11 protein-coding genes and 1 tRNA gene are annotated in these 13,620 nt (G+C 69.0%); 5 read left to right on the top strand and 7 right to left on the bottom strand.

The genetic code is table 11. From position 1 onward, the window contains the following. Nucleotides 1–56: 56 nt before the first annotated feature. Nucleotides 57–1,694, bottom strand: a complete 1,638-nt coding sequence (locus tag ACWCP8_RS17695) for a beta-N-acetylhexosaminidase (RefSeq protein ID WP_451116775.1) — start codon at nt 1,692–1,694, stop codon at nt 57–59. 326 nt (nt 1,695–2,020) lie between these two features. Here ACWCP8_RS17695 and ACWCP8_RS17690 point away from each other — a divergent pair, with 326 nt between their 5' ends. Together ACWCP8_RS17690 and glmS are read left to right on the top strand one after the other, a co-directional pair. Continuing rightward, nucleotides 2,021–2,296: a hypothetical protein gene (locus ACWCP8_RS17690; RefSeq protein ID WP_277326331.1), complete on the top strand. Its 276-nt coding sequence runs from the start codon at nt 2,021–2,023 to the stop codon at nt 2,294–2,296. A 44-nt stretch (nt 2,297–2,340) separates the two neighbouring features. Then, on the top strand, nt 2,341–4,170 hold the full coding sequence (gene glmS, locus ACWCP8_RS17685; protein WP_326603870.1) for a glutamine--fructose-6-phosphate transaminase (isomerizing): 1,830 nt from the start codon (nt 2,341–2,343) through the stop codon (nt 4,168–4,170). 103 nt (nt 4,171–4,273) lie between these two features. Here the strand turns inward: glmS and ACWCP8_RS17680 are convergent, their stop codons facing one another. After that, nucleotides 4,274–4,846, bottom strand: a complete 573-nt coding sequence (locus tag ACWCP8_RS17680) for an acetate uptake transporter (RefSeq protein ID WP_352262415.1) — start codon at nt 4,844–4,846, stop codon at nt 4,274–4,276. A gap of 175 nt (nt 4,847–5,021) precedes the next feature. Beyond that, nucleotides 5,022–5,543, bottom strand: coding sequence for a universal stress protein (locus tag ACWCP8_RS17675; protein WP_327423298.1), 522 nt, complete (start codon nt 5,541–5,543; stop codon nt 5,022–5,024). Nucleotides 5,544–6,518: 975 nt separating this feature from the next. Here ACWCP8_RS17675 and ACWCP8_RS17670 point away from each other — a divergent pair. The 3 genes from ACWCP8_RS17670 (at nt 6,519) to ACWCP8_RS17660 (ending at nt 8,560) form a co-directional block, all read left to right on the top strand. Continuing rightward, entirely contained in the window at nt 6,519–7,748 is a 1,230-nt protein-coding gene (locus ACWCP8_RS17670) for a helix-turn-helix domain-containing protein (RefSeq protein ID WP_451116771.1), read from the top strand. 10 nt (nt 7,749–7,758) lie between these two features. After that, nucleotides 7,759–8,361 (top strand): oligoribonuclease, encoded by a 603-nt coding sequence (gene orn, locus ACWCP8_RS17665; protein WP_267005035.1) that lies wholly within the window; start codon nt 7,759–7,761, stop codon nt 8,359–8,361. Nucleotides 8,362–8,487: 126 nt separating this feature from the next. Beyond that, nucleotides 8,488–8,560: transfer RNA gene (locus tag ACWCP8_RS17660), tRNA-His, on the top strand. A gap of 120 nt (nt 8,561–8,680) precedes the next feature. On the opposite strand, the gene ACWCP8_RS17655 is transcribed toward ACWCP8_RS17660, so the two are convergent. The 4 genes from ACWCP8_RS17655 to ACWCP8_RS17640 all read right to left on the bottom strand — a co-directional run bounded on the left by ACWCP8_RS17655 (nt 8,681) and on the right by ACWCP8_RS17640 (nt 13,582). Then, complete coding sequence (locus ACWCP8_RS17655; protein ID WP_352262419.1) at nt 8,681–9,712, bottom strand: LacI family DNA-binding transcriptional regulator; 1,032 nt, start codon at nt 9,710–9,712, stop codon at nt 8,681–8,683. 291 nt (nt 9,713–10,003) lie between these two features. Next, complete coding sequence (locus tag ACWCP8_RS17650; RefSeq protein ID WP_451116769.1) at nt 10,004–11,479, bottom strand: GH1 family beta-glucosidase; 1,476 nt, start codon at nt 11,477–11,479, stop codon at nt 10,004–10,006. A 168-nt stretch (nt 11,480–11,647) separates the two neighbouring features. Then, nucleotides 11,648–12,568, bottom strand: a complete 921-nt coding sequence (locus tag ACWCP8_RS17645) for a carbohydrate ABC transporter permease (RefSeq protein WP_352262422.1) — start codon at nt 12,566–12,568, stop codon at nt 11,648–11,650. 15 nt (nt 12,569–12,583) lie between these two features. Continuing rightward, the gene (locus tag ACWCP8_RS17640) at nt 12,584–13,582 is read right to left on the bottom strand and encodes a carbohydrate ABC transporter permease (RefSeq protein WP_352262423.1); all 999 of its coding nucleotides are present in this window, start codon (nt 13,580–13,582) and stop codon (nt 12,584–12,586) included. Between the last annotated feature and the right edge of the window lie 38 nt (nt 13,583–13,620).

Below are 13,620 nucleotides of genomic sequence, written 5' to 3'. Positions count from 1 at the left end.
AATCGAGCCCGTCCGGTGATCGAGGACAGAGGCGTCAGCCGGACCGCCCGGTCACCTCACTTCGCGGGCCACGGCACCTGCGCCGACCGGTAGTAGTCGATCCCCAGCGCCGAGAACCTCGGCCCCTGGGCGGCCAGCCGCACCTTGTACGCGTCCCAGTCATGCGTGGACGCCGGCGACCAGCCCAGCTCCGCGACGCCCGGCAGCCGCGGGAACGCCATCTGCTCGATCTCGTCGCTGTTGGTCAGCGTCTCCGACCAGAGCGGCGCCTCGACACCGAGGATGGAGCTCTCCGGGGCACCCTCGAGATACGTGCCGGGGTTCCAGTCGTACGAACGCTGCACCTCGACATAGCCGGCCCAGGCCAGCCCCAGCGCGGTGTCCTTGTTGTACTTCATGTCGAGGTAGACCCGGTCCGCCGGGGACAGCACCAGCTTCGTGCCGTTCTTCGCGGCGTCCGCCACCTGCTTGCGCTCGGTGGCGCCCGTCTCGTCGTACCCCCAGTACTGGGCGACCGCCCCCGCGACCGGCGTGGCCCCGGTCAGCTGGTGCCAGCCGACCACGGTCTTGCCGTACTTGCCGACGATGGCCTGCGCCTTGTTCATGAACGCCACATAGTCGTCGTGGCTGGTGGAGTGCGCCTCGTCGCCGCCGATGTGGAGGTACCTGCCCGGGGTGAGCGCGGCCAGCTCACGGACCACGTCGTTCACGAAGTCGTATGTGATGGCCTTCGGTACGCACAGCGAGCTGAAACCGACGTTCGTGCCGGTGTAGAGCGGCGGCGCGACGCCGTTGCAGTTCAGCTCGGCGTACGAGGCGAGTGCCGCGTTCGTGTGGCCCGGCAGATCGATCTCCGGCACGACCTCCATGTAGCGCGAGGCCGCGTACCGGATGATCTCCCTGTAGTCGCTCTTCGTGTAGTAGCCGCCGGCTCCGCCGCCGACCTCCGTCTGCCCGCCGTACATGGCGAGCCGCGGCCAGGAATCTATGGCGATGCGCCAGCCCTGGTCGTCGGAGAGATGCAGATGGAACTTGTTCATCTTGTAGAGGGCAAGCTGGTCGATGTAGCGCTTGACCTCGGTGACGGAGAAGAAGTGCCGGGAGACATCGAGCATCGCGCCGCGGTACGCATAGCGCGGCGCGTCCGTGACCGTGCCGCCCGCAACCTTCCAAGGGCCCGCCTGACGGCTTTTCTCCTCCACATCGGCCGGGAGCAGCTGACGCAGCGTCTGAACACCGTGGAAGAGCCCTGCCGGGCCGCGCGCGGTGATGGTGACTGATCCGCGGCCGGACTTCAGCGTGTAGCCCTCCGCGCCCAGCTTGCTGTCGTGGGAACCGAGCCGCAGCCGGATGCCGTCGCTGCCGCCGCTGCCGGTGACCGGCAGGGCGTACCCGGTGGAGGGGCGCAGCACACCCGCCAGATAGTCGCCGATCTTTCGGGCCTCGCTGGAGCCGCGGTCGACGCGGATCTTCGTTCCCGTGGTGATGACGTACGGGGATCCGCCCGCCCTCACTTCGGCGGGGGCGGGCACGATCTGCCCGAGCGGACGGGGCGCGGCGGAGGTGGCCGGGCCGATGCTCGCCGCCGCCGCTCCCGGAGCCGCGCCGGCACTGGAGATACCGGCCGCTGTGACGAGCAGCAGCGAGCCGAGAAGACGGGGAAGGGCGGTGCGCTGTGTCCTGTGCAGTCTCACAAGTCGGGTCCCTTTCGACGGGTTCACACCTGTGGATCTCCTGAGAAACGAACCATCACCATGCGTATCGTGCGGCCCACGCGCGGTCAAGGTGTAGACCACTTCCCCCTATTGCGGGCGACGGAATCTGACGTGCAGCGGAAATCATCCGGTCGGGACGGGGCGCGGATTCTGTAGCAACTCCGAGCTACTCCTCGATCACGTGGAGCGATTTCGGGCTCCTTCTACGCCGCCCCGGGCGCCCCGGGGAGTGCAATCGCACTCACGCCTGCCCGAAATCGGGCAGAATTGTTGCGTACGGCCTTCATTCACCGCAATATCAACGAGTGCTCGAACGCCGCCCGTCGCATGACGACCTCATCGATCACCTGGTGCGCTCCACCACGCTTCAGCGCGGGGAAGCAGCCCGGGTGATCCTCGACGTGCTGGCGTACTTCGACGAGACGACCGACGACTTCGTGCGCCGCCGCCACCGGGAACTGCAGTCCGGCGGCCTGGTGAACGCGGAGATCTTCGAACGGATCGCGGCCGAGCTGCCGCACCGGGCGGTCGCGCCGCCGGAGCTGTCGCTCCGTCAGCTGCGCCGCATCGTCTACGGCTGAACAACGGGCACTCACAAGTACGTCGATGGAGGGGCAGAGACCATATGTGCGGAATCGTCGGATACATCGGGAAGCGTGACGTGGCTCCGCTGCTGCTGGAAGGTCTGCAGCGGCTGGAGTACCGGGGTTACGACTCCGCGGGCATCGTCATCACAGGCAAGGCGTCGGCCGGGAAGCCCGCCGCGCTGAAGATGGTCAAGGCGAAGGGCCGGGTCCGCGAGCTGGAGGCCCGTATCCCCAAGCGGTTCACCGGCACCACCGGTATCGCCCACACCCGCTGGGCCACCCACGGCGCCCCGAGCGACGAGAACGCGCACCCGCACCTGGACGCCGACCACAAGGTCGCCGTCGTCCACAACGGCATCATCGACAACGCCTCCGAGCTCCGTGCGAAGCTCGTCGCCGACGGCGTCGTCTTCCTCTCCGAGACCGACACCGAGGTGCTGGTCCACCTGGTCGCCCGCGCGCAGGCGGACACCCTGGAGGAGAAGGTCCGCGAGGCCCTGCGCTCGATCGAGGGCACGTACGGCATCGCCGTCATGCACGCCGACTTCAACGACCGTATCGTCGTCGCCCGCAACGGCTCCCCGGTCGTCCTCGGCATCGGCGAGAAGGAGATGTTCGTCGCCTCCGACGTCGCCGCGCTGGTCACCCACACCCGCCAGGTCGTCACCCTCGACGACGGCGAGATGGCCACCCTCAAGGCCGACGACTTCCGTACGTACACCACCGAGGGCTCCAGCACGACGGCCACGCCGACCACCGTGGAGTGGGAGGCCGAGTCGTACGACATGGGCGGCCACGACACGTACATGCACAAGGAGATCTCCGAGCAGGCCGACGCCGTCGACCGGGTGCTGCGCGGCCGGATCGACGACCGGTTCTCCACTGTCCACCTGGGTGGTCTCAACCTGGACGCCCGCGAGGCGCGCGGGGTCCGCCGGATCAAGATCCTGGGCTGCGGCACCTCGTACCACGCGGGCCAGATCGGCGCCCAGCTGATCGAGGAGCTGGCCCGTATCCCCGCGGACGCCGAACCCGCCTCCGAGTTCCGCTACCGCAACCCGGTCGTCGACCCCGACACCCTGTACGTCGCGGTCTCCCAGTCCGGCGAGACCTACGACGTACTGGCCGCCGTCCAGGAGCTCAAGCGCAAGGGCGCCCGCGTCCTCGGCGTGGTCAACGTGGTCGGCTCGGCGATCGCCCGGGAGGCCGATGGCGGTACGTACGTCCACGCGGGCCCCGAGGTCTGCGTCGTCTCCACCAAGTGCTTCACCAATACGGTGGTCGCGTTCGCGCTGCTCGCCCTGCACCTCGGCCGGATCCGCGACCTGTCGGTCGCCGACGGCAAGCGGATCATCGAGGGTCTGCGCAGGCTGCCCGCCCAGATCACCGAGATCCTCGAGAACGAGGACGAGATCAAGAAACTGGCCGCGGAGTACGCGGACGCCAAGTCGATGATGTTCATCGGCCGGGTGCGCGGCTACCCCGTCGCCCGTGAGGCCTCGCTGAAGCTCAAGGAGGTCTCGTACATCCACGCCGAGGCCTACCCGGCGTCCGAGCTGAAGCACGGCCCGCTGGCCCTGATCGAGCCCGCGATGCCGACGGTCGCGATCGTGCCGGACGACGAGCTGCTGGAGAAGAACCGCGCCGCGATGGAGGAGATCAAGGCCCGCAGCGGCCGGATCCTCGCGGTCGCCCACCAGGTGCAGGAGAAGGCGGACCACACCATCGTCGTACCGAAGAACGAGAACGAGCTGGACCCGATCCTGATGGGCATCCCGCTCCAGCTCTTCGCGTACCACACGGCGCTGGCCATGGGCCGCGACATCGACAAGCCGCGGAACCTCGCGAAGTCCGTCACGGTCGAGTAGCACGCGCGGCAGTACGCCGGACAGGGAGCGGCCCCGCACCACGCCACCACGGGTGCGGGGTCGCTCTCTCGCGTCGGCCGGGTCGCACCGGCCGATGGCTGCCTCAGCCGGTGGCCGTCACACCTCGGCCGGCAGCGCGCTTCGGGAGCGCCGTCGGCCACTTGGCCAGCGCCGCCGTCGCCCCGTACCAGGCGGCGAGACCGGCCACCGCGGCGAGCCAGCCGCCGACCTTGCCGAGCCCGTCACTGTCGGCGAACTGCCCGACGCCCAGGAGCAGAAGCCCCAGGAAGAGCAGTCCGTACGTCCCCTGGGCGAGCCGACCGCCGCCGGCCGACCCGAGGGCCAGGCTCAGTGCGAACAGTGCCCAGAGCAGCAGGAACATCCCCGCCGCGTGACTGGAGACTTGGGCATCGGCACCGGTGCCCCAGGTGAACCAGAAGGCGCCGAGTCCGACGAACGCCGTGCCGGTGAAACCGCTGCCGGCGCGGAACTCCAGCAGTCCGGCGACGAACAGGGCTATACCGCCGACATACAGCGCGAGCGAGACGGCGTCGGCTGCCGTCACACCGTCGATGACCCCGGTGTGACCGATGCCGAACGCCAACAGGGTGAGACCCAGGGCGAGATGGCCGAGGGTGGAGGTGCTGCTGTTCCCCGCAGAGACGTCATTGTCCACGGCGGGCTCCCTTCAAGGCAGTGGTGCTGTTTCCAGTGACCCTTATGTACCCTTCACAAGCACACAATCCACCTCTACGGGTGAGTAGATTGCCTGTTTCCGACAGCGAGTTGACGCCACGTCGGAGAACGAGGGAGTGGCGGGGGGATCGCCGAGGGTCCGCCAGCAGTCCGCGCTAGGGAATGACCACGACCGGGCGCTGCGCGCGCCTCGCCAGCCGCCCCGCCACCGAACCGAAGATCCGGCCGACGATGCCGTGCGTGGAACCGACGACGATCGCGTCGGCCGAGTACTCCCGGCCCACGTCCTCCAGCTCGTGGCAGATGTCGCCGCCCCGCTCGACAAGCACCCACGGCACCTCGGAGAGGTAGTCCGCACAGGCGAGCTCCAGCCCGAGGACCTCGGTGCGGTGATCGGGCACGTCGACGAAGACGGGCGGCTCACAGCCTGCCCAGACCGTGGTCGGCAGGCGGTTGGCGACATGGACGATGATCAGACCGGAACCTGATCTCCGGGCCATCCCGATGGCATAGGCGAGGGCTCGCTCACTGGACGTCGAGCCGTCGAAGCCGACCACGACCCCATGCCGGAAGGCGGGATCGCAGGAATGGCGTGCTTCTTCGACCGCCTGCTGGTCCGACAGAGGGTCGGCTACCTGCTTGCGGTCCGCGGGTTCGGGGATTTCGTGACCGGCCATCGGTGTCTCGGCGAAGAGAGTCCTCGTGAGGAGTGAGCGGCTTGGGGAAGGTGTATCAGCGGGCGGTGATGCGGTGTCCGGGAATCATCTTCCCAACCCCTTACCCCCAAGGGTACGGCGCCACTCCTCCACTGCCCAGACCCCCGCAAAGCGCGTGCGACGTTCCAGGGAGCATGCCCGAGGCGGCACCGTATGGCAATGCCGGTTGCCTAGTACATCGAGCTTGCGTGAGCAGCAGACCGCACTCGGTGACCAGCGGGCGGGCAGGTGCCGCCGGTCACACGCCGGCGCCGCGGAATCACGGCACCGCGCGCTCCGCACCGAAGAACAGCACCCGGGAGCACCGCGGCGGAGCGATGCCGGGAAGCGGCGCCGCGGCGGTGTTCAGCTGTTCACCGGCACCCCCTCGCCCGCGTGGCGTTCGGCACATCCGCCACCCCGTCCGCCGATACACCCACCGACCGGATACCGCCATCCGTCCGGGTCCTGCCGTCCCACGCGCGGCCTGCCGCATCCTCGCCCCGCCCGCCCGGCCGCGGGCGCGTACGGGCGCAGTCGCAGCCTCGGGGTCGTGCGCCGGTCAAACGACGGATTCAGACTTGCGCAACCATATATTTTCAGCCAACTTCTCACCCCTGCCCATTCCTTGCGGATTTGGCCGATCAACCCCCTTGCCACCAGGCAAGAAGAGACCAGGCGGTACGCTTCCACCCGACGGGGACGGGCCACGAATGCGAGGCGCACTTCCCTGCACGGCTTCTGAGTGAAACGCTTCGTGATCGAATGCTTCTCGCCAAGTTGCCTTGTCGACATAGTGCTGGTTGGTCAACTTGTCACGCCGGCACCGCGGGACGCAGTAGATTCGATCTTGAGTGCCGAAGACCGGGGACTCGCGCAAGACCGAGGGGAAATGTGCAGGAGCGACAGGCCCGTAAGGACCAGGGAGACGCGAACACCGAGGGGGGGCTTAGCGTCATGAGCCAGGACTCCGCCGCCGCAACGGAGGCTGTACGGAAGCTCGGCGGACGACGACGTCGGGAAGTCGTCGCCGTGCTGCTCTTCAGCGGCGGCCCCATCTTCGAGAGCTCCATCCCGCTCTCCGTGTTCGGAATCGACCGCCAGGACGCGGGAGTTCCGCGCTACCGACTGCTCGTCTGCGGCGGGGAAGAGGGACCGCTGCGGACCACGGGGGGACTCGAACTCACCACGCCCTACGGGCTGGAGGCGATCAGCAGGGCAGGCACCGTCGTGGTGCCCGCCTGGCGTTCGATCACCTCTCCGCCGCCCGCCGAGGCGCTGGACGCGCTGCGCCGCGCCCACGAGGAAGGGGCCCGCATCGTCGGGCTGTGCACCGGGGCGTTCGTGCTCGCCGCCGCGGGCCTGCTGGACGGCCGCCCGGCGACCACGCACTGGATGTACGCACCGACGCTGGCCAAGCGCTATCCGTCGGTCCATGTCGATCCGCGTGAGCTGTTCGTCGACGACGGCGATGTGCTCACCTCCGCCGGCACGGCGGCCGGCATCGACCTCTGTCTGCACATCGTCCGCACGGACCACGGCACGGAGGCCGCCGGGGCGCTGGCCCGCCGGCTCGTGGTGCCGCCGCGGCGCAGTGGCGGTCAGGAGCGCTACCTCGACAGGTCTTTACCTGAAGAGATCGGCTCCGACCCGCTCGCCGAGGTCGTGGCCTGGGCGCTGGAGCATCTGCACGAGCAGTTCGACGTGGAGACGCTGGCCGGGCGTGCCTATATGAGCAGGCGGACCTTCGACCGGAGGTTCCGTTCACTCACCGGCAGCGCACCGCTCCAGTGGCTGATCACCCAGCGGGTGCTGCAGGCTCAGCGGCTGCTGGAGACGTCCGAGTACTCGGTGGACGAGGTCGCGGGCCGCTGCGGCTTCCGCTCGCCGGTTGCGCTGCGCGGACATTTCCGGCGCCAGCTGGGCTCCTCCCCCGCCGCGTACCGGGCCGCCTACCGGGCCCGTCGTCCGCAGGCCGGGGCGCTGGACCCGGTGGCGACCGCGATCGAGACGGTCGTGCCCGCACAGGGCGCGTCCGCGAGCCGGAGGGCCGGCCCGACGGGGGCCCCGTCGGGCCCCGGGGCCTCCACGGCGGTCGGTACGGGTCAGCCGGATCACGGGAGGCCGGGGTCCGATGCGTACGCCACAGGACGCCCGACCCTGCCGGGGCAGCGCAGCGCCCCGTAGGGTGGGGCGTATGAACGATCGCATGGTGTGGATCGACTGCGAGATGACCGGGCTCTCGTTGACGGAAGACGCACTCATCGAGGTGGCCGCACTGGTCACCGACTCGGAGTTGAACGTGCTCGGCGACGGGGTGGACATCGTGATCCGCCCGCCGGACAGGACCCTGGAGACGATGCCCGAGGTGGTGCGGCAGATGCACACCGCCTCGGGCCTCCTCGACGAGCTGGCCGGCGGCACCACCCTGGCCGACGCCGAGGCCCAGGTGCTGGCCTATGTGCGCGAGCACGTGAAGGAGCCGGGCAAGGCCCCGCTCTGCGGAAACTCGGTCGGTACCGACCGTGGCTTCCTGGCCCGCGATATGGCGGCCCTGGAGGGCTACCTCCACTACCGGATCGTCGATGTGTCCTCGATCAAGGAGCTGGCCCGCCGCTGGTACCCGAAGGCGTACTTCAACAGCCCGGAGAAGAATGGCAACCACCGGGCGCTCGCGGACATCCGTGACTCCATCACGGAGCTGCGGTACTACCGGGAAGCGGTCTTCGTACCGCAGCCCGGGCCCGACTCCGAGCAGGCGAAGGCCATTGCGACACGCCTGACGCAGCAGTCGGCTTAGGACCACGGGAAGCCGCTGGTCACGGGCGCTTCAAGGTCTGGGATCAGCGGCTGAACAACAAGGGCGCGAGCACCCTCTCGGACCCTGTACACTTTTTCTCGGCCGGTCAGAAAAAGACCGGACATGGTGGGTATAGCTCAGATGGTAGAGCACCTGGTTGTGGTCCAGGATGTCGCGGGTTCGAGTCCCGTTACTCACCCTGAAGGGAAGGGCCCCGGTCTTCGGACCGGGGCCCTTCTCGTGTATCCGTGCGACTGAGTCTCCCTCACCAGGCCCTTGTGTGACGGTCGTCACTCCTGCCCCTGGCCCGGGGCGGCCGTCAGGACGAATCGCGGACGACGAGTTCCGTCGGGAGCACGATCTGCGGTCGCTCCTCGTTCTCGCCCGCGATCTCCTGGAGCAGCACCCGCGTCATCACCCGGCCCATCTCCTCGATCGGCTGGCGCACGCTGGTGAGCGCCGGGTCCATGTGACGGGCCACGGCCGAGTCGTCGAAGCCGATCAGCGCCACATCGTCCGGGATGCGCCGGCCCGCCTCGCGGAGTACCTGACGGGCGCCCGCGGCCATCACGTCGGAGGCGGCGAAGACCGCGTCCACATCGGGGCGGCGGGCCAGCAGCTCCCGCATGGCACGGGCGCCGCCCTCCTCGGTGAAGTCGGCAGGGGCGATCAGCTGCTCGTCCGGGCCGAGACCGGCCGCCGCGACCGCCTTGCGGTAGCCGTCGAGGCGGCGCTGCGCGCCGTACACATCGAGGCGCCCGGTGATCGTGGCGATGGAGCGGCGACCGCGGGAGATCAGATGGTCGACGGCGCCGCGGGCACCCTCGAAGTTGTCGGAGTCGACCGCGGCGAGCGTCTCGCAGGCGGATCTGCGGCCGCTCATCACGGCCGGCATGCCGAGCTGTTCCAGCAGGTCCGGCAGCGGGTCGTCGGCGTGCACGGAGACCAGCAGCACGCCGTCGACGCGGTGCGCGGTCAGATACTGGGCCAGCCGCTTCCGCTCGCGGTCGCTGCCGACGAGGGTGAGAAGCAGCTGCATCTCGGTGTCGGCGAGGGCCGCGCCGACCCCGCGGACGATGTCCGAGAAGTACGGCTCGGCGAAGAACCGGGTCTCGGGCTCGGGCACGACGAGGGCGATGGCGTCCGTGCGGTTCCCGGCGAGTGCGCGGGCCGCGCGGTTGGGTACGTATCCCAGCTCGGCGACGGCAGCTTCGACCGCCTCACGGGTGTGCTCGCTGACCCGTGGCGAGCCGTTGATGACCCGTGAGGCCGTGCCACGCCCGACTCCGGCCCGTGCCGCGACCTCTTCGAGCGTGGGCCGCCCGCCGCTCCGTACTCGCGCTGCCGCCATGGCTGCCTCCCGTTCGCGGTCAACTTCTCATAGTCGGATAACCAAGCCAAGTCCACCTGTTGGACCCCGTGACACCTGTCCGACCTCGGGAGGCCTGCCGGGCCCCAACTATGGGAGCGCTCCCACCCTACGGGATGGCGGCGCCGGGTGCAGGTGACCAGGGGGTACGGGTCTGCGGATGCGCATCCGGGAGCCGGCCGGTCCATCGGGAGCTGCGGAAACGGCGAAGACCCGGCGCGGGCCGGGTCTCCGTCGTCTGTCGCGTGCGCTTGCCTGGGAAAGTCGGAGGAGTCAGGGGAGTTCGGGAACCGGCGGAAGGGCATGACGGCGGATCACATCGGCGTACCAGTGGGCGCTCGCCTTGGGGATGCGGCGCTGGGATGCGTAGTCGACGTAGACCGCGCCGAAGCGCTTGGAGTATCCGTACCCCCACTCGAAGTTGTCCATCAGCGACCACAGGAAGTAGCCGCGGACATCCGCGCCGTCGGCGACGGCCTGCTGGACGGCGTCGAGGTGGCCGCGCAGGTACTCGATCCGCTCCGGGTCGTCGACCCGGCCGTCGGGCGAGACCTGGTCGTCGAAGGCCGCACCGTTCTCCGTGACCATCAGGGGCAGGCCCGGGTGGTCGTGGGTGACGTCCATGAGCAGCGCGTACAGCCCGTCGGGGTCGATCGCCCAGTTCATCGCGGTGCGCTTCTTGCCCTCCGAGAGGTGGAAGGCGACCTGCTCGGAGCCGGTCCACGGGGAGTGGTCGCTGTTGCCGTGGCCGTCGTCGCGGGAGTCACCCCTGCCCGCTTCCGGCATGGAGACGATCGTGGGCGTGTAGTAGTTCACCCCCAGCACGTCGACGGGGCGGGAGATGGCTGCCAGGTCGCCGTCGTGGACCAGCTTCGACCAGTCCACCACGTGGGAGGTGTCGGCGATCAGGTCCTCGGGGTACGCACCGCGCAGCATCGGGCCGGTGAAGATCCGGTTGCCGACGGCGTCGATCCGACGGGCGGCGTCCACGTCGGCGGCGCTGTCGGTCAGCGGGCGGACCTGGTGCAGATTGAGGGTGACCGAGGTCTGCGCTCCAGCGGGGAGTCGGCCGCGCAGTACCTCGATCGCCCGTCCGTGGGCGAGGTTGAGATGGTGTGCCGCGCGCAGGGTGGCCGCCGGTTCGGTGCGGCCGGGGGCGTGCACGCCGGAGCCGTAACCGAGGAAGGCCGAGCACCACGGCTCGTTGAAGGTGGTCCACACGGGGACCCGGTCGCCGAGGGCGCCGGCCATGATGGCGGTGTAGTCGGCGAAGCGCTCGGCGGTGGCCCGCTCGGGCCAGCCGCCCGCGTCCTCAAGCTCCTGGGGAAGGTCCCAGTGATAGAGGGTGGCGACGGGGGTGATGCCCGCCTCGAGGAGCTCGTCGACGAGCTTGCGGTAGAAGTCCAGGCCGCGTTCGACGGCGGGGCCGCGGCCGGTGGGCTGCACCCGGGACCAGGAGACGGAGAAGCGGTAGGCCTTCAGCCCCAGCTCCTTCATCAGCGCCACGTCGTCCCGGTAACGGTGGTAATGGTCGGCGGCGACGTCGCCGGTGTCACCGCCCAGAACCTTGCCGGGGGTGTGACTGAAGGTGTCCCAGATGGAAGGGGTGCGGCCGCCCTCGGCAGCCGCGCCTTCGACCTGGTAGGCGGCCGTGGCCGCCCCCCAGACGAAGCCCGTCGGGAAGAGTGTCGGCGAGTTCGTTGCCTCGGATGCCGGCTTCGGGGTGATGTCAGGTCGTACGGCAGTCATGCGGGAGCGCTCCCATGTGTGGACGGAACAGAGGCAGGGGGAGGGAGAGGAGGTACGGGGTGGGGCTCCGGGCCCGCACGGCCTGTGGTCGGGGGCAGGCCGTACGGGACGTCCGGGACGGAGGCGGCGGGTGACCGAGCGTCACCCGGCCGACCCGGTGCCGTCGGGTCAGCCCTTGACGGCGCCGGACATGATCCCTCCGACGATCTGCTTGCCGAAGATCACGAAGACCACGAGCAGCGGCAGCGTACTGATCAGCGCACCGGCCATGACGATGCTCTGGTCGGGGGTGTAGGAGGCGCTCAGCTGGCCGAGGGCCACCTGAAGCGTCGGGTTCTGCTGGTTCAGAGCGAGATAGGGCCAGAAGAAGTCGTTCCACGCCTGCACGAAGGTGAGCATCCCGAGCACCATCATCGCGGGGCGGGCCACCGGGAGCACCACACTCCGCACGATGCGGAAGTTGTTCGCGCCGTCGATCTTGGCGGCCTCGATCAGCTCGTACGGAAGCGCCTCGCTCAGGTACTGGCGCATGAAGAACACGCCGAACGCGCTGACCAGCGTCGGGAAGATCACCGACTCGAGGTTCCCGCCCCAGCCGATGTCGGACATCATCATGAACAGCGGGACGACGCTGAGCTGCGGCGGGATGGTCAGGGTGGCGATGACTCCGGTCATCAGCGCGCCGCGGCCCCGGAACCGCATCTTGGCGAAGGCGTATCCGGCCAGGGTGCAGAAGAAGAGCGTCGCCGCCGTGATGCAGCTGGAGACGATGACGCTGTTGACGATCGCCTTGCCCAGATGGGCCTGGCTCCAGGCGGCGTCGAGGTTGTGCAGCAGCCGGCCGCCCGGCAGGAACGGCGGAGTGGAGGCCAGTACTTCGTCCTGGGTGTGGGACGCGGCCACCAGGGTCCAGTACAGCGGCAGCAGCGAGCCGATGCCGACGACGGCCAGCGCGATGTAGGCGAACGGACCGCCCTGCAGCTGCTTGCCGGCGCCGGGCTTGAAGCGGCTCGGGCGCTTCGGGAGGCGGTGTGCGGAACGTGCCGGGAGGTCGAGCTCCGGGACTTTGGTGGGGCTGGTCATGGTCATGGATATCGCTCCCGGTCAGGCCGCGGATTTGCGTACGAAGCGGCCGATGAGCCAGTTGACCGCGGCGATGATCAGCAGGAGGGCGAGCATCGCCCAGGCCACTGCGGCGGCCGGACCGAGATGCCCCAGGTTCCAGCCGTAGTTGTAGAGGTAGACGCTGAGGGTCTCGTACTGATTCTCGTTGCCTCCGGTCGCGCCGAGAGTGCCGCCCTCCAGCAGCAGGGGCTCACCGAACAGCTGCATGGAACCGATGGTCGAGATGACGATCGTGAAGAGGATGGTGGGCCGCAGCGAGGGAATGGTCACCTTACGGAACTGCTGCCAGCGCGAGGCTCCGTCGAGCGAGGCCGCCTCGTACAGATCGGTCGGTACCGCCTGCATCGCGGCCAGGTAGATCAGCGTGTTGTAGCCGGTCCAGCGCCAGATCACGATGACCGAGATGGCGATCTTGGACGTCCAGTGCCCGTTGACCCAGTTGGTGTCACCGAGGCCGACGAAGTGCAGCGCCCAGTTCAGCAGCCCGCCGTCGGCCCGGAAGACCAGAGCGAAGACGAGGGCCGCGGAGGCCACCGAGGTGGCGTACGGGGTGAGGACGACCGTCCGCCAGAAGGTGCTGGCGCGGAGCTTGTAGTTCAGCAGATGGGCCAGGCCCAGTGCGACGAGCAGCTGCGGGACCGTCGACATGACGCCGATCAGGAAGGTGTTGCTGACGGCCGTCCAGAACTCCGAGTCGTGCAGGATCGTGTCGAAGTTGCCCCAGCCGACCCATTCCAGCTGGTTCAGTCCGGTCATCTCCACCCGGTGCAGGGCGATCCAGCCGGTGTAGACCAGCGGATAGAGCCCGAAAGCACCGAAGATGAGGAAGAACGGGGCTATGTAGGCGTACGGCGATGCCTTGTCGTCGAACCGCCAGAGCCGGCTCCGCCACGTCTGTCGGCGGGCGTTCGCCGGTGTCTGCTGGGAACCGCGGGGTGGCGGGGCGTATGCATCCCGGGTGGGAGTCGAGGTGGCCACGGGCGGGAGTCCTTCCCTGGATTGCTGGTTACCCGGGT

The organism is Streptomyces sp. NPDC002206 (assembly GCF_053593595.1).
Note: the sequence above shows the minus strand (reverse complement) of the source record. Positions and strands in the feature narration are given on the sequence as shown.